General features: G+C 68.0%; 21 protein-coding genes. 7 read left to right on the top strand and 14 right to left on the bottom strand.

Annotated features, from left to right (window positions below):
* Positions 1-40: 40 nt before the first annotated feature.
* Positions 41-664, bottom strand: coding sequence for a DUF3617 domain-containing protein (locus tag AC1DQJ_RS15770; RefSeq protein WP_477604953.1), 624 nt, complete (start codon positions 662-664; stop codon positions 41-43).
* 72 nt (positions 665-736) lie between these two features.
* On the opposite strand from AC1DQJ_RS15770, the gene AC1DQJ_RS15765 reads away from it, so the two are divergent.
* Positions 737-1,012 carry a GNAT family N-acetyltransferase gene (locus AC1DQJ_RS15765; RefSeq protein WP_477604951.1) on the top strand — a complete coding sequence of 92 codons (276 nt, stop codon included), beginning with the start codon at positions 737-739 and terminating at the stop codon, positions 1,010-1,012.
* On the opposite strand, the gene AC1DQJ_RS15760 is transcribed toward AC1DQJ_RS15765, so the two are convergent.
* From AC1DQJ_RS15760 to AC1DQJ_RS15745, 4 genes are all read right to left on the bottom strand, one after another.
* The gene (locus tag AC1DQJ_RS15760) at positions 1,009-1,296 is read right to left on the bottom strand and encodes a hypothetical protein (protein WP_477604949.1); all 288 of its coding nucleotides are present in this window, start codon (positions 1,294-1,296) and stop codon (positions 1,009-1,011) included. The two genes, AC1DQJ_RS15765 and AC1DQJ_RS15760, sit on opposite strands and share 4 nt — an antisense overlap.
* Before the next feature lie 69 nt (positions 1,297-1,365).
* Positions 1,366-1,650: a hypothetical protein gene (locus tag AC1DQJ_RS15755; protein WP_477604948.1), complete on the bottom strand. Its 285-nt coding sequence runs from the start codon at positions 1,648-1,650 to the stop codon at positions 1,366-1,368.
* A gap of 247 nt (positions 1,651-1,897) precedes the next feature.
* Complete coding sequence (gene uvrB / locus AC1DQJ_RS15750) at positions 1,898-4,141, bottom strand: excinuclease ABC subunit UvrB (protein ID WP_477604946.1); 2,244 nt, start codon at positions 4,139-4,141, stop codon at positions 1,898-1,900.
* A gap of 33 nt (positions 4,142-4,174) precedes the next feature.
* Complete coding sequence (locus AC1DQJ_RS15745; protein ID WP_477604944.1) at positions 4,175-5,272, bottom strand: alpha/beta fold hydrolase; 1,098 nt, start codon at positions 5,270-5,272, stop codon at positions 4,175-4,177.
* 77 nt (positions 5,273-5,349) lie between these two features.
* On the opposite strand from AC1DQJ_RS15745, the gene AC1DQJ_RS15740 reads away from it, so the two are divergent.
* The 3 genes from AC1DQJ_RS15740 to AC1DQJ_RS15730 are packed head-to-tail and all read left to right on the top strand — an operon-like array spanning position 5,350 to position 8,062.
* Positions 5,350-6,489, top strand: coding sequence for a beta-ketoacyl-ACP synthase III (locus AC1DQJ_RS15740; protein WP_477604942.1), 1,140 nt, complete (start codon positions 5,350-5,352; stop codon positions 6,487-6,489).
* Positions 6,426-7,148, top strand: a complete 723-nt coding sequence (locus tag AC1DQJ_RS15735) for an iron-containing redox enzyme family protein (protein WP_477604940.1) — start codon at positions 6,426-6,428, stop codon at positions 7,146-7,148. The genes AC1DQJ_RS15740 and AC1DQJ_RS15735 overlap by 64 nt, the downstream gene beginning before the upstream one ends.
* Positions 7,145-8,062, top strand: coding sequence for a DUF6999 family protein (locus AC1DQJ_RS15730; RefSeq protein WP_477604938.1), 918 nt, complete (start codon positions 7,145-7,147; stop codon positions 8,060-8,062). The genes AC1DQJ_RS15735 and AC1DQJ_RS15730 overlap by 4 nt, the downstream gene beginning before the upstream one ends.
* Here AC1DQJ_RS15730 and AC1DQJ_RS15725 read toward each other — a convergent pair.
* Together AC1DQJ_RS15725 and AC1DQJ_RS15720 are read right to left on the bottom strand one after the other, a co-directional pair.
* A complete protein-coding gene (locus AC1DQJ_RS15725; protein WP_477604936.1) occupies positions 8,059-8,469 on the bottom strand; it encodes a hypothetical protein in 411 nt (136 codons plus the stop codon). The two genes, AC1DQJ_RS15730 and AC1DQJ_RS15725, sit on opposite strands and share 4 nt — an antisense overlap.
* Positions 8,470-8,702: 233 nt before the next feature.
* A complete protein-coding gene (locus AC1DQJ_RS15720) occupies positions 8,703-9,032 on the bottom strand; it encodes a hypothetical protein (protein WP_477604934.1) in 330 nt (109 codons plus the stop codon).
* A 153-nt stretch (positions 9,033-9,185) separates the two neighbouring features.
* On the opposite strand from AC1DQJ_RS15720, the gene AC1DQJ_RS15715 reads away from it, so the two are divergent.
* Both AC1DQJ_RS15715 and AC1DQJ_RS15710 read left to right on the top strand, forming a co-directional pair.
* The gene (locus tag AC1DQJ_RS15715; protein WP_477604932.1) at positions 9,186-10,232 is read left to right on the top strand and encodes a cell wall hydrolase; all 1,047 of its coding nucleotides are present in this window, start codon (positions 9,186-9,188) and stop codon (positions 10,230-10,232) included.
* 81 nt (positions 10,233-10,313) lie between these two features.
* Positions 10,314-10,871 (top strand): DUF1003 domain-containing protein, encoded by a 558-nt coding sequence (locus AC1DQJ_RS15710; protein ID WP_477604930.1) that lies wholly within the window; start codon positions 10,314-10,316, stop codon positions 10,869-10,871.
* Here the strand turns inward: AC1DQJ_RS15710 and AC1DQJ_RS15705 are convergent.
* Positions 10,868-11,809, bottom strand: coding sequence for a GlxA family transcriptional regulator (locus tag AC1DQJ_RS15705; protein WP_477604928.1), 942 nt, complete (start codon positions 11,807-11,809; stop codon positions 10,868-10,870). The two genes, AC1DQJ_RS15710 and AC1DQJ_RS15705, sit on opposite strands and share 4 nt — an antisense overlap.
* An 81-nt stretch (positions 11,810-11,890) precedes the next feature.
* Between AC1DQJ_RS15705 and AC1DQJ_RS15700 the strand changes: the two genes are divergently transcribed.
* Entirely contained in the window at positions 11,891-12,583 is a 693-nt protein-coding gene (locus AC1DQJ_RS15700; protein ID WP_477604926.1) for a DJ-1/PfpI family protein, read from the top strand.
* Here AC1DQJ_RS15700 and AC1DQJ_RS15695 read toward each other — a convergent pair.
* From AC1DQJ_RS15695 to nadA, 6 genes are all read right to left on the bottom strand, one after another.
* Positions 12,580-14,268 carry an ATP-binding protein gene (locus tag AC1DQJ_RS15695; RefSeq protein ID WP_477604924.1) on the bottom strand — a complete coding sequence of 563 codons (1,689 nt, stop codon included), beginning with the start codon at positions 14,266-14,268 and terminating at the stop codon, positions 12,580-12,582. The two genes, AC1DQJ_RS15700 and AC1DQJ_RS15695, sit on opposite strands and share 4 nt — an antisense overlap.
* A 69-nt stretch (positions 14,269-14,337) precedes the next feature.
* Complete coding sequence (locus AC1DQJ_RS15690; RefSeq protein WP_477604922.1) at positions 14,338-14,568, bottom strand: hypothetical protein; 231 nt, start codon at positions 14,566-14,568, stop codon at positions 14,338-14,340.
* Between the two features lie 3 nt (positions 14,569-14,571).
* Positions 14,572-14,784, bottom strand: a complete 213-nt coding sequence (locus tag AC1DQJ_RS15685; RefSeq protein ID WP_477604920.1) for a hypothetical protein — start codon at positions 14,782-14,784, stop codon at positions 14,572-14,574.
* A gap of 58 nt (positions 14,785-14,842) precedes the next feature.
* The gene (nadC, locus tag AC1DQJ_RS15680) at positions 14,843-15,688 is read right to left on the bottom strand and encodes a carboxylating nicotinate-nucleotide diphosphorylase (protein ID WP_477604918.1); all 846 of its coding nucleotides are present in this window, start codon (positions 15,686-15,688) and stop codon (positions 14,843-14,845) included.
* Positions 15,685-17,196 (bottom strand): L-aspartate oxidase, encoded by a 1,512-nt coding sequence (locus AC1DQJ_RS15675; RefSeq protein WP_477604993.1) that lies wholly within the window; start codon positions 17,194-17,196, stop codon positions 15,685-15,687. Before AC1DQJ_RS15675 ends, nadC begins: the two co-directional genes overlap by 4 nt.
* Positions 17,193-18,275: a quinolinate synthase NadA gene (gene nadA, locus AC1DQJ_RS15670; protein ID WP_477604916.1), complete on the bottom strand. Its 1,083-nt coding sequence runs from the start codon at positions 18,273-18,275 to the stop codon at positions 17,193-17,195. Before nadA ends, AC1DQJ_RS15675 begins: the two co-directional genes overlap by 4 nt.
* Positions 18,276-18,447: the final 172 nt, after the last annotated feature.

Below are 18,447 nucleotides of genomic sequence, written 5' to 3'. Positions count from 1 at the left end.
AGGAACAAACACCGGTCATCCCGTTGATGGCCGGGAGCGGCTAGGGCCGAAGGGTGGTGTCCGCTTCAGTCGCCGGCTTCACTTCGGCCGCGAGCGGTGCGGCCTTGGCGGGGAGGCCGTCGCCGCCGATCGCCGCGGCGTTGTACTGGATGCCGCCGGGAACAGACATGTCGCCCGGATGCCAGTCCTTGGGGCAGATGCCGGTCCAGCGCGAGGCGACCTTCACCACACGGCTGCCGTTCATAATCGGCAGTTCGGCGCCGGTGGTGACTTGCAGGCCCTCGGCTTCGTAGCGCAGGGCGAAGTCGCCACTGGCGACGCCGGTCGTGACCACCTGGCCGCGGGCGCCCATGTCGCAGGTCGAGGAGAACTTCCACGAGCCGTTGTCCTGGCGCACGACCTTGTTTTCGCTGCAGTTATCGCGCGTGCCCTGAGCGCCCATCCAATCGACCTTCTTGTCGACCTTGTCGTCGATGCAGATGAGGGTGGTCTGGACAACGTCGCCGAGGGTGACCTGGGTCTCCCAGATGCCGGGCTGACGCGGCGGCGGACGCTTGAGGTTGGCGCGGGTGACGCCGTCGGAATCGACCACGGTCTTGGGCTGGCAAGCCGCCAGGCCGACGAACGCCAATGTGGCGACCAATACGTTCCGAACTACGTGCACTTCGCCCTTTCCCGACACGGCGTGGTTGAATTGTGGGGATCGATTCTCGAATGGAGAGGTTAAGATACGGCCATGAGCAATGCACTGCGTGATAACAAAGTTGATCAGCGGTTCGAAATGGTCGAGCAGGGCATGACCTCATGGGCCGATTATCGGCTCTCAGGCGAGCGCCTCTATATCGACCACGTCGAGAGCCCGCCGCCGCTGCGCGGAACCGGGGCCGCAGGCCGGTTGATGGCCGCCTTGGCCGCCGACGTGCGGGCGAGGGGGCTGAAGATCACCCCGATCTGCGGCTATGCCGCCGCCTGGCTGCGGCGTAGCCATGAGTTCCGCGACCTGCTGGTCTAGGCGCGACCGGCCAGGGCCTTGATGGTGTTGCCGCTGGTCTCGCACTCGCTCGCGAGCCGCCGGGCGATTTCTCGCACCCCGACCGGATAGGCCTCGCCGCCGTCGGCGATTTCGGCTGACAGCCGCTCGACATCGAGCAGCGCCGCTTCCAACGACTTTACATGTTCCCGGGCCAGATTCTTTGCCTGCGCCTGCAAGCGCTTGATCCGGTCCGCGACGCCAGGCGTCGCCGGAGAATGATTGTCGGCCACTACGCTTAGGGCCGCTGACGCACGCACCTTCATGTGATGCTCCCAAAGCTGCACAGATTGCTCCGTGCGCTGCAGGACTGGCGCCAACGCGAAGGATGCCGGTCAGACTCGCGAGGCGATGGCCTCGAGCGTCTGCACCTTCATCTCGCAATCCTCGGCCATACGGCGGGCGAGGTCGCGGACCCCGGCCGGATAGGCGTCGCCGCCGTCGGAGATCTCGGCCGAAAGGCGTTCGACCTCGATTAGGGCCAGTTCGAGCGCGTGGATGTGCTCGCGGGCCAGGGACTTGGCTTCCGCCTGAAGTCGGCGGATGCGTTCAGACAGCTCATTCGACGGTTTTGACTTAGCGGCCGAGTTGTCGGCCACCACAGAGAGCGGAGGCGTCATGGGGTCATCCCGGAGGAGCGTCACGCTCACGGCCCCCAGCGGACCGCGCCGGCGCTCCCCAATCGCCAACTCTACGCGCGAAGCGGGGCCATGGTTCCGGAACTGCAGCGCTTAACGATGTTGCCTCAAGGGACTGTGGAGTTTGGGTGACACGGCGCCGGACGTCCGGCGCCAGCTCAGGTTGTTTCGCCATTGCCGTCAAAGAGTTGCACGTCAGGTGGAACCCTGCGGCGGCTCTCAGGAGCGGCTAGCGCTTGCCCTTCCTGAATCGCTCCTGGCTCTCGGCCCGCGCCTCGGCCCTGACCCTCTTCACGACCTCGCGGTCGGCGGTTTCGCCCTCGCCGGTGAGGGCGTCGTTAGCGAACTCCAGGTCCAGCAGCTTCAGGCGCTTGATCTCGTCGCGCAGGCGAGCGGCGGTCTCGAACTCCAGGTCGGCGGCGGCTTGCCGCATCTTGGCCTCGAGGTCGCGCAGGGTGGCCTTGAAGTTGTCGCCCAGGAACGGCTTGCCGGCGTCCTCCGCGACCCCGACCGGGACCAGAACGCGGTCCTTCTCGTAGGGCGAGGCGAGGATTTCCTTGATCTGGCTCTTCACGCTCTCGGGCGTAATGCCATGCTCGAGGTTGTACTCCTCCTGCTTCTCGCGCCTGCGCGTGGTTTCAGCCATGGCTCGTTCCATCGAGCCGGTGATGTGATCGGCATAGAGGATGACCTTGCCGTCGACGTTCCGCGCCGCTCGCCCGATGGTCTGGATCAGCGAGGTCTCGGAGCGCAGGAAGCCCTCCTTGTCGGCGTCGAGGATGGCGACCAGTCCGACCTCGGGGATGTCGAGGCCCTCGCGCAGCAGGTTGATGCCGATCAACACGTCGAAGGCGCCGAGCCGCAGGTCGCGGATGATCTCGATGCGTTCCATGGTGTCGATGTCGGAGTGCATGTAGCGCACGCGCAGGCCCTGCTCGTGCATGTACTCGGTCAGGTCCTCGGCCATCTTCTTGGTGAGGACGGTGATCAGGGTGCGGTAGCCGCGGGTGATGGTGTCGCGCGCCTCGGCAATGACGTCGTCGACCTGGCTGTGATTGTCCTTAGAGACCGGGCGCACCTCGACCGGCGGGTCGATCAGGCCGGTCGGACGGATGACCTGCTCGGCGAACACGCCGCCGGCCCGCTCCAGCTCCCAGTTGGCCGGGGTGGCGGAAACCGAGACCGTCTGCGGACGCATGGCGTCCCACTCCTCGAACTTCAGCGGGCGGTTGTCGAGGCAGGAGGGGAGGCGGAAGCCGTATTCGGCCAGGGTGAACTTGCGTCGGTAGTCGCCGCGGTACATGGCGCCGATCTGCGGCACCGCCTGGTGGCTCTCGTCGATGAACAATAGAGCGTTTTCGGGAATGTACTCGAAGAAGGTCGGCGGCGGCTCGCCCGTGCGACGACCTGACAGGAATCGGCTGTAGTTCTCGATGCCGGCGCAGGAGCCTGTGGCCTGGATCATTTCCAGGTCGAAAGTGGTGCGCTGTTCCAGCCGCTGGGCTTCCAGCAGCTTGCCGTTGGCCACCAGCCAGTCGAGGCGCTCCTTCAATTCGTCGCGGATCTGGATGACCGCCTGGTTGAGGGTCGGGCGCGGCGTAACGTGGTGGCTGTTGGCGTAGATCTTGATGCCTTCGAGGTCGGCGGTCTTCTTGCCGGTCAGCGGGTCGAATTCGCTGATCGCCTCGACCTCGTCGCCGAAGAGGGAGATGCGCCAGGCGCGGTCTTCATAGTGGGCGGGGAACACCTCGATGGTGTCGCCGCGGCGTCGGAACGAGCCACGCTCGAAGGCGGCGTCGTTGCGCTTGTATTGGAGCGCCACCAGGTCGGCCATCAGCTGCTTCTCGTCCAGGCGCTGGCCCGGCTCGATGGTGAAGGTCATGGCCGTATAGGTCTCGACCGAGCCGATGCCGTAGATGCAGCTCACCGAGGCCACGACGATGACGTCGTCGCGTTCGAGGATCGCGCGGGTGGCCGAGTGGCGCATCCGGTCGATCTGCTCGTTAATCGACGAGTCCTTCTCGATGTAGGTGTCGGTCCGCGGCACGTAGGCCTCGGGCTGGTAGTAGTCGTAGTACGAGACGAAGAACTCGACCGCGTTTTCGGGGAAGAAGGCCTTGAACTCGGAATAGAGCTGGGCGGCCAGGGTCTTGTTGGGGGCGAGGATCAGCGCGGGGCGTTGGGTCTCCTCGATCACCTTGGCCATGGTGAAGGTCTTGCCCGAGCCGGTGACGCCCAGCAGCACCTGGTCCTGCTCGCGCCCTTCCAGGCCCGAAACCAGATCGGCGATGGCGGTCGGTTGGTCGCCGGCCGGCTGGAAGTCGCTGACCAGCTTGAACTTCTTGCCGCCTTCGGACTTCTGAGGGCGCGCAGGCCGGTGCGGCTTCCACAGCATCGGCATGGCGGATTCGTCGTAGTCGAAGCTCGCCGACATGTCGGCGACGCCAGGACCGGGATCGGCGGAACGGGGCATGGACGCCAAAGTAGGATCGATCATGCCCCGACGCTAGCGCGCGGGAGTGTCAGAAGCTGTCAGCAGAGTGGCGGGAGGTTCGGCCGGCAGCAACGGCAGGTTTGCCTCCAGGGCTTCCAGGAACCTGTCGGGCATGGCCAGGACGGCGTTATGGCCGCCGCCGGGAATGAGGACAAACCGCTTGGCGGGGGCCTGCAAGCGATCGAAATACTCGCGGGCGATCAACGTCGGGGTCTGGATGTCTTCGTCGCCCTGCAGGATCAACACCGGGACCGGGACGCTCGGGGCGGGGACATCGTCGCTGTAGTTCATGAGCTCCGGCAGCATCTTGCCGGTGCTGAACATCGCCGCGGCGTACCAGTCGTAGACGTCCTTCAGCCGATAGCCGGGGGCCAGCAACAGGCGTGCGAGCACGTTGCCGATGAAACCGGCTTCGCTGGCCGGGCCGTGCGCCATGAGCACCTTGCGTTCGGCCAGCAGGGACTTGCGGTCGGGGTAGGGCGGCGGGCCTATCGCCAGCAGCCGCGCCTCGGCCCTGGCGTCGCCGATGCGGCGGACCTTCTCCAGCAGGCTGGCGTAGCCGACCTCCTCGTTGCGGCGCATGTCCACCACCTGGCCGGCGCCGACGAAGGCGCTGAACAGGTCGGGCCTTGTGCGGGCCATGGCCAGTCCGAGGATCGAGCCCCAGGACACGCCGACCAGCAGGAGTTGGTCCTGCTCCAGCCGCCGGCGGACATGCTCGGCCACGGTGACGCCGTCACGGACGAAGCGCTCCAGCGAGAGGTCGCCCGCGCCTTTGGCGCCGTGCAGGCCGAAGGTGCGGCCGGCGCCGGGTTGGTCCCACTGGACGACGGTGTAGCGCCGCTCCCAGCCGCGCAGGGCGCGATAGGCGATGTGCAGGAAGCCGCTTCCCGGGCCGCCGTGGAGGAGCAGCAGAGCCGGATTGGCGCGGTCCTCGCCGCGGATCGACACCCACTGTCGCACGCCGTTGATCTCGACGAAGCCGGCCTCCTCGATGCCCGGAGGCGCAGCGATCCGCTGCCGCACAGCCTCCTGGCCCTGTTTCCAGGCGCGGGAGGCGAACACCACGCCGATGACCGCGGCGATCGTCAGGAGCAGGGCTAAGATCAAGGGAGCCTCCATGTCTCGCCCGCGCACTTCTATGCGAGACGCTCGACGCCGCACGCTACAGTAGCCATCGTGCATCCATGAGCGATTTGCGAGACGTCTACATCACCGGGACGGGCGCCTTCCTGCCCGGCGCGCCGGTGCCGTCCGAGCAGATGGAGGACCATCTGGGCCGGATTTGCGGCCGGGACAGCCTGCTCGGCCGTCGAGCCCTCCGGTGGAATGGCGTCGAGACACGGCACTACGCGCTCGACGCTCAAGGCAGGGCAAGCCACTCCAACGCCGGCATGTGCGCCCTTGCCGTACGGTCGGCGCTCGACGCGGCCGGGCTGAGCGTCCAGGACCTCGGTTTCCTCGCCGCGGCGACGACCCAGGGCGACTACCTGGTGCCCGGCCATGCGGCGAACGTGCATGGCGAACTGGGCGGCCGACCGATGGAGATCGCCAGCTTCCAATCGGTCTGCGGCGCGTCGCTGATGGCGGCAAAGTCCGCGTGGCTGTCCGTGCGGGCGGGCGAGCACCAGACCGCGGCGGCGGGGGCGAGCGAGTTTTCGTCGCGCTGGTTCCAGCCCGCCTTCTATGAGGGCACCGCCTTGGTCGACGCCAAGGGGCGGCTGCGCGCCGAGGCTGACTACTTGCGCTTCACCTTGTCGGACGGGGCAGGGGCGGTGGTGATGGAGCCAGCGCCGCGGCCGGGCGGACTCTCGCTGAAAGTGGAGTTCATTGACCTCGTCTCGCTGGCCGACCGCTTCGATCCCTGCATGTGGGCGGGCGCCTCAGTGGAGGGGCGCACAGACCCGCTCGCGACCTGGGCGTTCCAGGGCCCGGCGGCGGCGCACGCCGCAGGCGCCGTGGCGCTGCTGCAAGACTTCGAGCTCCTCAAGCGGGTGATCCGCGCCTGGGTCGGGGTCTATCTGCAGAAGGTGGACGAGGGCAGGATCGTCCCGGACAAGGTCGACCATCTGCTGTGCCACTATTCGGCGCGGTCGCTCCGCGAGGAGATCGTCTCGCTGCTGGAGGCGACGGCGGGCATGATCCCCGAGGAGAAGTGGTTCTCGAACCTGGCCAGCGTCGGCAATATCGGGGCGGCGTCGATCTGGGTGATGCTGGAGGGCTTTCTGCAGTCCGGGCGGCTGAAGCCTGGCGAGAAGGTGCTTTGCGTGGTGCCGGAAAGCGGTCGGGCGTTCGTGGGCTTCATGATGCTGGAGGCGGTGGAGTGAGCACGGTTTCCGATGTGCTGCGCCAGCTCACCGTAGTGTTCACCGAGTTCGAGGGACGGCTGGAACAAGCCCCGCTGATCCGCAAGCTGACGCGCGGCCGCTTCACCCTGGCCGACTACCACGCCTTCCTGATCGGGCTGCGCCAGCAGGTGAAGGACGGGGCGCTGTGGATGTCGCGCGCGGCCTCAAACATCGACGAGGATCACCTGGAATTGCGCTCGATCCTCATGCGCCACGCGGTGACCGAGCACCGGGATTTCCGCCTGCTCGAAGCGGATTTCGTGGCGTCGGGCGGAGCCTTGGCCGAAATTCAGAACGCCGAGAAGAACATTGGCTCCGAGGCGCTCTCGGCCTGGATGTTCCATGAGGCTTCCAAGCCCAATCCATTTGGCCTGCTGGGGGCCATGTGGATCATCGAGGGGCTGGGCTCGATCAAGGCGGCGGAGTGGGGCGGTTTGGCGCGCCAGCGGTTGGAGCTGCCCGAGCATGCCGTGCGGTTCCTGCTCTATCACGGCGAGAATGACGCCGAGCACATCAAGGAATTCGAGGAGATGCTGGGGCTGGTGCTGCCGGACGCCGCGACCGCCGAGCGGATCGTCAAGACCGCGCGGGTGACGGCGCGGCTCTACGCTCTGCAGATAGAGGAAATGACGTCGTGACCTCGGCGGACTTCGACCTCGGCAAGTACGACCCTCGCGATCCTGATCCATGGCTGGCGCTCTACCTGGACCAGGGGCTGCCGATCGATCCGGGCGCCAAGTTGGCGTTGCTGCGCGGCAACCGCTCGTGGTCGCGGCGCTGGCTGTTCCCAATCACGCGACCGGCGGTGTTCGCATTCTTTATCCTGGTGAAGATCCTGCGGGGGCTCTCGCCGCATCATCCGAACCTGAACCGCGCGCTGCACCGCCTTATCCATTGGGGCCTGCGGAACTTTGCGACGCCGGACGCCAACACGCTGATCCTGAGGCACTTCCACATCGGTACGGAGTTGCTAGCGTTCATCAAGGCGAATGCGGGCCCAGTGGAGGTCGAGACCGTCCCTCTGCGCCCGCGCTCCCTGAAGGACTTGGAGGACAATGTCTTCCTCCAGCATGACCTCAACATCTTCAACTTCATCATCCAGCTCAACGCCAGCCTGCGCGCGCAGGGGCGCGACCTCACCCCGGTGGAGAGGCCGGACTTCTCGATGATCTCGGACGCGCCATTCGACCTGGCTCCGCTGCCGAACAGGCGGCGCAACTTCGCCGACGTGCAGACGGCGATCGAGGCCTATACGCCGCTCTATGCGCTGATGCTGCCGAGGGCCGACTTCGTACGGGCGGCCCAGTCGCTGCAACTGGACGAGACCATCGCCATCTACATCGGCAAGATTTTGGGCACCGATTACCACATGGCGTTCGTGAAGAACGGACATCCGATGGTGCCGCTCTCGACCCTGACCGCCGGACACCGGCTGATGATGCACGGGCTGGACTGCGAGGCGTTCCATGGGTGGCTGCGGTTGCTCAAGCAGCGCCAGGCGATGGGCTTGAGCCTGGATCCGCGCAACCCGATCGGCGTGACGCCGAGCTAGCGTTCCGCGCTCTGAGTGGCGCGGCGCTCGAGGGCTTCGCACTTGGCGGGGGTGACCTGCGGCCAGGGCCCCGGGTCAGCGCCGATGCGCCGGAAGGCCTCCTGTTGCGAGATCCTCTCGCGCGCGGCCAACTGCTCGGCGGCGCGATCGGCGAAGGCGCGGCCGGAGCGCATGGCCGCGTCGAACTTGGCCCGCGCAGCGGTGTCCTCACGGCGGTTCAGGCTGGAGCGTGTTCCACCGAGCGAGACGTTGGAGGTTTCGCGGCCCCAGCTGTTGGTCGGAAATGCAGGTGTTGCGCGCAGATAGCGCTGCATCGCGCAAGCCTGCTCCACACGCCAGTGCGGAGCAGCCGCAGCCGGCGTCGCTACCATCGCCGCGACGGCGAACATGGTGGCGTGCTTCAGCATCGACGTCAGTGTGTCACCAGAAATAGGGCGCCCCCGTGGCGATTGCGGTCACCGCAATCATCACCGCCAGCGCTAAGGTGACATGGACCATGGCCGCTCCGCCAGACCTGTGTTCAGTGAACGCGAAATCTGGCGGAGGGCGCTTGGGCGTGCGTCGTGCCGATGGATTAGCTTATCGCGCGAGCACGGCCGAGTGACCCTCGCGCAGGAGGCGAGGATCCTGTTGCAATTCGCTACTTGTCGGCAGCCTTGCTGACGACGGTACCGGCTGCGGCGCCGGCGACGGCGCCCACCGGCCCGCCCAGGACAGCGCCGGTTGCGGCGCCAGTGGCGGCCCGCTGTTCGACGTTGTGGCCGCAGGCTGCGAGCATCGCGATCAGCCCGGTTACGGCCAGCAGACTAAGGGTCTTGCGCAAGGGGTATCTCCGCAATCGATGGGTCTGCGGCGTCAACGGTCCGGCACGGTGAAGGTTCCGGAACTTCCCGTAGGCGGTTAACGAAAACTGAAAAATATCCGTGCCGCGATGCAATGTAGCCTTGCGAATCCCATCGGCGACGGTCATAAACCACCTTAACTTCGCCGTAGCCTGTCACTCCACGTGTAATCGACAGGCTCTCAGCCACGCCGCCGCCAGCAAGAGCAGGGGCGAACCGTGGCGACGATGTCGGGGGGCGATATCGCCCTCGCCACACGGGACACGATCCTTTTGAATTCAGTGAGCAAGGCCCGCGCCGATTGGCGTGCGCCCACATGCGCCGCTTTGATCGGTTCGGGCATCGGCCTCGCCTTGGGCGCGGCCTATATGACCGGCGGCATGGCGCGCACAGCTACCGAGGAAGCCCGCAATTCGCGTATCGCGGAAGCGGCGGCCGGCGGCTTTTCCGAGTCCACCCTTCAACGTGAGACGGCGACCATGGACGCTGGCGTCGTTCGCATCGCCAGCCGACATGACCCGCTCAACGCCGGCGGCGCCGCCCAGCGCGACCGTCAGAACGCCCTCCTGGCCGCGCGCCTTCAGCGCGGCCCCGAGATTGCGCTGCGCGGTCCGATCACGGCCACGCTGCCGGTCGCCGCGCCGTTCCAGCTGGCCGGCGCGCTGGAAACCTCTCGCGAACTCGAATGCATGACCCAGGCGGTCTACTTCGAAGCGCGCGGCGAGACGCCGGCCGGCCAGGCGGCGGTCGCCCAGGTTGTCCTCAACCGGGTGCGCCATCCCGCCTTCCCCAAGAGTGTCTGCGGCGTCGTCTTCCAAGGCGCCGGCAAGCGCGTCGGGTGCCAGTTCAGCTTCGCCTGCGACGGCTCGATGCGCCGCGGCCGCGAGTCTGCGGCCTGGAACCGCGCCAAGAAGGTCGCCTCGCGCGCCCTTTCGGGAGCGGTGGTGGCCAGCGTCGGCAACGCGACCCACTTCCACACGACCAATGTCGCGCCCAACTGGGGACCACGCCTGATCCGCACGGCCGAAGTCGGTATGCACGTCTTCTATCGCCTGGGCCGCAACGTGGGCTCGGCGCCCAAGGCGTCGGAACGGGTGCAGTACGCCAGCTACACCGCCACGCCGCAGCCCAAGATCGAGGTCGAGGGCGACATGCGTCTGGCGATCGCCAAGGCTGAAGTGGCCCCCGCGGACGCGGCGGCCGAGGCCGGCAAACCCGCATCGGCGGTGGTCAAGGATGCCGACAAGTCCGCCGCGAAGCTGACGCCGATCGCCGTCAGCCCTGCGGCTCCCCGTGCCGCTACGGACGAGGCGCGCGTCGGCGACTGACCGCCGGGTTCTCCTTCGTGATAGCTTAGGCCATGCTCGCCTTGCGGCGGGCATGGCCGCAGCTTGTTCGGGACCCTGGACATGAGTGAAGTGACGGCGCGGGACGAGTTGGCCCGCGGGCTGCTGAACAGCGGCTATGACGACCTCAATCCCGTCCAGAAGAGCGTCATCGACCTGATCGTCAGCGAGACGCCGAGTCGTGCGCCAGGCCTGATCCACGACGATCGCACCTTCGGGCAGCGCCTGGCCGACCGGGTGGCTGCGTTCGGCGGGTCCTGGGTGTTCATCATCGGCTTCGCTGTGGTCCTGGCGGCCTGGGTCGGATGGAACCTGGCGGCAAAGCTGTTCGGCCTGGCCTTCGACCCTTATCCCTTCATTTTCCTGAACTTGGTGCTCTCGACCCTGGCGGCCCTACAGGCCCCGGTGATCATGATGAGCCAGAACCGGCAGGGCGTGACCGACCGCAAGGCCGCCGAGTACGACTATGTGGTCAACCTGCGCGCCGAGCTGGAGATTCTGCGGCTGCACGACAAGCTGGACGCGCTGCGCGGCGAGGAGCTGATGGCCCTGGTGCTCGAGCAGAACGCCCGCATCGAGCGGCTGACCGGCGAGATCGCTATGCTGAACGGGCGGCGTTAGGCGCGGGCCGAGCGTCGAAGCGCCTGCGGCGGCTGGCCGAAGGCGCGCAGAAAGGCGCGCCTCATCCGCTCGGGATCGCCGAAGCCGACGTTCTCGGCCACCCGGTCGATCGGTTCGGCCGACGACTCGACCCGCTCACGGGCGGTCTCCAGGCGCAGCCGCTCGACCGCCTTGGCCGGGGTCATGCCGGTCTCGGCGGCGAAGGCGCGGGCGAAGTGGCGCGGGCTCATCGCCGCCTGTTCAGCCAGGCGCTCGACGCCCAGCGGCTCGGCCAGCCGTTCGCGCATCCAGTCCAGCAGGGCGGCGAACCGGCCGCCCTGGCCGCCCATCTCCAGGAGGGCGGAGAACTGCGACTGGCCGCCGGGCCGGCGGTGGTAGACCACCAGCTGCTGGGCCACGCTGCGGGCGAGGTCATCGCCAAGGTCGTCGGCGATCAGCGCCAGAGCCAGGTCGATGCCGGCGGTGATCCCGGCGGAGGTCCAGATGTCGGCGTCGCGGACGAAGATCCGGTCCGGGTCCAGCCGCACCTTCGGGTAGCGCTTGGCGAACTCCGAGCAGCGCTGCCAATGGGTGGTGGCCCGCCGGCCGTCCAATAGGCCGGCCTCGGCCAGGATGTAGGCGCCCGAGCAGACGCTGGCGGTGCGCCGGGCGGCGGCCGAGGCGGCGCGTACCCAGCCCTTGGTGATTTCGCAGATCGCCGCCGGACGCGTGCCCTCTCCGCCCGAGATCAGCAGGGTGTCCAGCGGCTCGGCACAGAGCTCGCCGGCCAGCATCACCGCGCCGGATGAGGACGGCACGGGGCCGGGCGCGGTCGCCATGATCTGCAGCTCGTAGGCGCCGGGCGCGTAGCGGCTGGCGATCTCGAAGGCGGCGATAGGGCCGCTCGCGTCGAGGATCTGGAAGTCCGGAAACAGCAGGACGCCAAGCTTGCGAGTCATGTCGTAAAACGAGGGAAGAATGTCATTTCGGACGCAGGCTAGGGCGCGCACAATGGCGCCGTCAACCTATCGGAGACCGCCATGTCGACCCTTCAGATCGTCATCCCGCTCTATCCCGACGTGACTCACCTGGATTTCACCGGTCCGCACCAGGTGTTCTCTCGCCTTCCCAATGCGAAGGTCACGGTCGCGTCCATGGGCGGCGCCGACATCGTGGCCGACGGCCTGACATTCTCGAACCTGGCCGACCTGTCGAAGGTGGAGGCGTGCGATCTGCTCTGTGTGCCGGGCGGGTTCGGGACCACCGGCGCCATGCTCGACGAGGCCTTCATGGCGCAGATCCGCCGGTTGGGCGGCGGGGCGAAGTACCTGACCAGCGTCTGCACGGGCTCGCTGATCCTCGCGGCCGCTGGATTTCTCCAGGGCAAGCGGGCCGCGTGCCACTGGGCCTGGCGCGACCTGCTGACACCGTTCGGGGCGATCATCGACGAGGGCCGGGTGGCCCGCGACGGCGACATCATCACCGGCGGCGGCGTGACCGCGGGCCTGGACTTCGCCTTCGTGGTCGCCGCCGAGGTGGCGGGGGAGACGACGGCCAAGGCGATCCAACTGGCGCTCGAATACGCGCCATCCCCGCCGTTCCAGTCGGGCCGGCCGGAACTGGCCTCGCCGGAGGTGCTGGCGGCGGTGAAGGGCCGACTGGCGGCTGGGGCCGAGGCGCGGCGCGCGGCCGCCGAAACCGCCGCGGCGCGGCTGGACGCTGTGCGGATCTAGGCCGCCAGGGCCCTGATCAGGGCGGCCGGCTCGAGCGGCTTGCTGATGTAGTCGTTGAAGCCGAGCGCCAGCAGACGCTCGCGCTCGCCGGCCATGGCGTCGGCGGTGAGGGCGATGACCGGCAGGGTGTGGCCGGCAGAGCGGATCGCCGCCAGGGTCTCGATGCCGGTCATGCCCGGCATATGAATGTCCATCAGGACGACGTCGAACGGTTCGCGGGACACCAGGGCGATCCCCTCGGGCCCGCTGGAGGCGGTGACGACCTTGGCGCCGATGGCTTCCAGCAGGGCGCGGGCGACCGCCAGGTTGATCAGGTTGTCGTCGACGACCAGGACCCGCGCCTCGCCAGCCGCGCCGATGGCGGGCTCGTCCTGGCCTGATGGCGCCGGCTGGCCGGGGGGCAACGGCAGCAGAAGGGTGAAGCGCGCGCCATCGCCGAGGCGGCTCTCCACGCTCAGTTCGCCGTGCATCAGCCGCGCCAGCTTGCGCGAGATGGCCAGGCCAAGACCGGTGCCGCCGAAGCGCCTGGCGATGCTGGAATCGGCCTGGATGAAGCCCTGGAACAACCGCGACTGGGTGTCGTCATCCATGCCGGGGCCCGTGTCGGCGACGGTGAAGCTCACGCCCTGGGGCGTGGCGGCGACGGTCAGCCGGACCTCACCCCGTTCGGTGAATTTTACCGCGTTGGAAAGCAGGTTCTGCAGGATCTGGCGCAGGCGGGCGTCGTCGCCCATCAACCAATCGGGAACCTCGGCCTCGACCTTGGAGATCAGTTCCAGGCCTTTGTCGCGGGCGGCGGGCGCCCAGAGATCGGCAAGCCGGGCCACGGTCGGACGCAGTTCGAAAGAGCGTGTCTCGATGTCAAACTTGCCGGCCTCGATCTTCGCCAGGTCGAGGATGTCGTTGAGAATAGTCATCAGCCCGCCGCCCGAGCGCAGCAAGGTGCTGACATAGCTGGCTTGGCGCTCGGAGAGCTCGGTGCCGCCGAGGGCGTGGGCCATGCCCAGGACGCCGTTCATCGGCGTGCGTAGCTCGTGGCTCATCATCGCCAGGAAGTCGGACTTGGCCCGGCTCGCGGCCTGGGCGGCGCGGGTTTGTTCCTCGAGATCGCGTTGGACCTTGGCCAATGCGTTGGCGGCGCGCACGCCGCGCTCGGCCGACAGGACGGCGTAGCCGAAGAAGATCACCACGCCGAGCAGAACGAAGGCCTGATGGTAGCCCTCGAAGCGCGGCAGCACGAAGGGCGCGATCAGGATGCAGAGTGCGCTCGGCGCCCCGAACACCAGGCAGGCCAGGGACGAGCGGTAGGAATGGCTGACGCCGTTGACCAGCAAGGCCGACCAGAGCAACAGGGCGAAATATTCAGAGCCCGGAAAGCCGGCGATCCAGTAGGCGAGGCCGAGGCCGACCCAGACGGCGTTCACCGCCACGGCGGAGGTCAGATAGGCGACCCGATCACGACGGGTCAGCGCCTGACCCCTGGCGTGCGGGTTGGTCGCCAGCCAGGTCCAGAACTCGGCCAAGACGAAACATGCGGCCCAGACCGCAGCGAACTCGCGCGTGAGCGTGGCAGCGACCAGCAGCGAATAGATGGCGACGGTCAGCCATCGCGACGGCGCCATCTTGCGCGCCGAGCGCGCAACGCCATCGAAGCCCTCGTCGAACTCAAAAGCTGGAAACTTCATTACGCCGCCCGTTACTGCGGCGCAGTTTGGCGTTCAAAGGGCAAGATAGGCTTAACGGCGTAGATTACCCTATGGCTTGCGGCGCTCGGCGGAACTCTCCTGCGTCCGGCGTTTGGCCGTGACATCGTGACCGTGGTGGCGGTCGCGTTCGCCGCCGCCGCCGGAGACATGGCTGTACGGGGTGTTGGTGGGCTCGCCGGGGACGCGCAGATCGACGGGCGGCGGGGGCGGCTTGCTGGCGTTCTCGTGGCTCGCGCCAGGACCGCCCCAGCGCAGGGTGTTCGGGTGCTTGTCCGGCATGGCTCAGCGGTCCTGAGTCCTGGCGTGCACCGTGTCGACGTTCTGGTGGATGTTGCCCTGGCGGCCCTGGTTCTTGAGGTTCACGTCGCCATCGCCGTGATCGGCCGATTGCAGACCGGTCTTGGCGTCTCGGCGGTCGCGCTGGCCGCCCAAGATGTCGGGTCGTTCGCCGCGGAAGGACCGTTGTTCCTTCGGGATCGGGGGCGCCTTGCTCATGGGTAGCTCCTTCCGTTGACCAGGAAGGAACCGCCGGCGCGAGGCCTTGTTCCGAGCGCTAGACCGCGTCCAGCCCGATATCGAGCACTGCGGCCGAGTGGGTGAGGGCGCCGACGCTGATCACCTGGACCCCGGTCTGGGCGATGCCGCGGACGGTCTGCAGGTTCACGCCCCCCGAGGCTTCAAGGGTCGTGCGCCCACCGGCGATGCGCACCGCGGTCGCCAGGTCGTCGAGGCTGAAATTGTCAAGCATGATGACGTCGGGGCGATGAGGCAGAGCTTCTTCGAGCTGCTCCAGGCTGTCGACCTCGACCTCGATCTTCATCAGGTGCCCGGCCGCGGCTCGGGCGCGCTTGAGCGCTTCGCCGACCCCGCCGCACGCGGCGACGTGGTTGTCTTTGATCAGGATCGCGTCATCCAAGCCGAAGCGGTGGTTGAGGCCGCCGCCGCAGCGCACGGCGTACTTCTCCAGGTGACGCAGGYCGGGCGTGGTCTTACGGGTGTCGGCGATGCGCGCTCCGGTGCCGTCGACCGCCTCGACATAGGCGCGGGTCAGGCTGGCCACGCCGGAGAGCCGTCCCAGCAGGTTCAGGGCTGTGCGTTCGGCCGATAGCAAGGCGCGGGCGTTGGCCTCGACCTTGGCCAGCACCTCGCCGGACTGAACCTGATAGCCGTCCTCCACGCTCGTCTCGAACGAGGCGGTTGGGTCGAGCGCGAGCACCGCCAATCGCGCGCAGGCCAGTCCCGCCACCACGCCGCTCTGCCTGGCGGCGAAGACCGTGGTCAGGCGCGCATGAGCGTCGATGCAGGCCTGGGCGGTGACGTCGCCGGCGCGGCCGAGGTCCTCGGCCAGGGCGGCGGCGACGACGGGCTGGATGAGGATGTCGGGGATGGGGGCGATCATTCGGCGGCGAAGCGTGTCCGGGCGAGGGTAATGAAGGTGCGCGCGGGCGCTGCGTCGGCGGCGCCGTCGACGCGGAAGTGCGCCCCCAGGCTGGCCGGGCGGGCCAGCGCCGCCTCAGCGATCAGCCGCGCCGCCACCAGCGGCAGGGCCTGCCCATGGCGTGTTTCCAGGTCGTCGATCAGGGCGATCAGCCGGCGCAGGCCTTCGGCGTCGCGAACGACCCCGGCCTCGCGGCTCATGGCGGTTCGCAGTTCGGCCAGGGCCTTGGGCGGCAGGTCGGGGGCGGGCGAGGCGCGCAGCGCACGGGTGCCGGGATCGAACGCCTCGCGGGCGGCGCGACCGGCGCGGGCGCCGAACACCGCCGCTTCCAGCAGCGAGTTGGAGGCCAGGCGGTTGGCGCCGTGCACACCGGTCGAAGCGCACTCGCCGGCGGCGTAGAGGCCCGGCAGGCTGGTGGCGCCGTCGGCGTCAGTGACGATACCGCCCATGTGGTAGTGGCAGGCGGGCGCCACCGGGATCGGGGCGACGCGCGGATCGATCCCGCCGGACAGGCAGGCGGCGAACACGGCCGGGAACTCGTCGGGGAAATGGGCGCCGACCGCGGCGCGGGCGTCGAGGAAGGCTCCGCGCCCAGCTTCGCGCTCGGCGTGGATGGCGCGGGCCACCACGTCGCGCGGGGCCAGTTCGGCGTCGGCATGGTAGCGGGCCATGAAGGCCTCGCCCTGACCGTCGATCAGCTTGGCGCCTTCGCCGCGCAGGGCCTCGGTGGCCAACGGCGCGGGATCTCGGCCGATGTCGATGGCGGTCGGGTGGAACTGCACGAACTCAGGGTCTGCGATGGTGGCGCCGGCCAGGGCGGCCAGGGCCAGGCCTTCGCCCTTGAGTTCCGGCGGGGTGGTGGTGACGGCGTAGAGGCCGCCGACCCCGCCGGTCGCCAGGATGACGGCGGGCGCGACGAACTCGATCAGCTGACCGTTCTCTTCGGCCAGCACACCGCGCACTCGGCCCTCGGCGTCCTTCAGCAGACCGCGCAGCCGGCAGCCGGCGCGGACCTTGATGTGGCGCGCCGACAGCGCAGCGGCGATCACAGCGTCCATGATCGCCCGACCGGCCTGGTCGCCCTTCACCCGGGCGACGCGGGAGCGGGAGTGGGCGGCTTCCAGGCTGGTGGCGAACTCGCCCTCGGCGTCGCGGTCGAACGGCGCGCCCAACTGGGCCAGGCGGCGGACCGCCTCGGGACCTTCGGCAGCGAGGATCGCGGCCATGCCCGGATCGACCAGGCCGGCGCCGGCGCCAATGGTGTCGGCAGCGTGCAGTTCGGGCGTGTCGTCGCCGCCCAGGGCCGCGGCCATGCCACCTTGGGCCCAGGCCGACGAGCAGCCCTGGCTGAGCGGCGCGCCGCTCAGCACCAGCGCCTTGCGCGGCGCCGCGGCCAAGGCGGCCGACAGACCGGCCAGCCCCGCGCCGACGATCAGCACACCGTCGTGCTTGACCCTTTCCATGGTCAGATCAGCTCGACGTCCACGTGGTGGCGCGCCTTGACCAAGTCATAGCGAGCCGGGATCGCCGGCGGCGGCAGGTCGACCATGCGCTGGACGGCCAGGCGCGCACGCTCGGCGATGGCCGGATCGACGGTCACCTCGTAGCGGTTGTGCAGCAAGGCTTCGTAGATGTTCTGGAGGCTGATCTTCTTCATGTGCGGGCACAGGTTGCACGGGCGCACGAACTCGGTGCCGATCGCGTCGGCGGCGACGTTGTCGGCCATCGAGCACTCGGTGATCAGCACCACCTGCTTCGGCTTCCGCTGCAGCACGTAGTCGTTCATCGCGGCCGTCGAGCCGGCGAAGTCGGACACCTCCAGCACCTCGGCCGGGCATTCGGGGTGGGCCAGCACCTCGGCGTTCGGATAGGCGGCCTTGAGCTCAAGGATGTCCTCTGCGGTGAAGCGCTCGTGCACCTCGCAGCGGCCCTTCCACGCGATGATCTTCACGTCGGTCTGACGCGCGACGTTGCGGGCCAGGAACTCGTCGGGGATCAGGATCACCCGGTCGACGCCCCACTCCTTGGCGACGTGCTCGACGACCTGCACGGCGTTGGCGCTGGTGCAGCAGACATCGGTCTCGGCCTTCACGTCGGCCGTGGTGTTGACGTAGGTGACCACCGGGAGGCCCGGATAGCGCTGCTTGATCAGGCGCACGTCAGCGCCGGTGATCGACGAGGCCAGCGAGCAGCCGGCCGTCAGGTCGGGGATCAGGATGGTCTTTTCGGGCGACAGGATCTTCGAGGTCTCGGCCATGAAGTGCACGCCGGCCTGGACGATGATCGCCGCGTCCGACTTCGCCGCTTCCTTGGCCAGTCCAAGGCTGTCGCCGACATAGTCGCCGACCCCGTGGAAGATCTCGGGCGTCATGTAGTTGTGCGCCAGGATGACCGCGTTCTTCTCGCGCTTCAGGCGATTGATCTCGGCGATCAGCGGGGCGTGGAGGCGCCACTCCATCGGGGTGACGTGATGCTTCACCTTCTCCCACAGGGGCGAGGTGGCGGCTTCGACAGCGGGCGTGAACGCGAATTGCGAACCGTCAGCCATTGGCAATCCCTCCTTATGCTCAAATTGAGCATTTCGTCGGCCTCAAAAAACGCCGCGGGATGTCTGCAGCGCCCCGTCGGCGTCCGTGATTATGCTCAAAAGGAGCAAAACCGATAACCGATCATATAGACCCGCGTATGGGGCCGCACAACCCCACAATATCTTGAAGCCC

The sequence above is a fragment of the Phenylobacterium sp. P4_E10 genome (genome assembly GCF_056401675.1).
The sequence above is the reverse complement of the archived record's forward strand: the minus strand, read 5'-3'. Positions and strand labels throughout refer to the sequence as shown.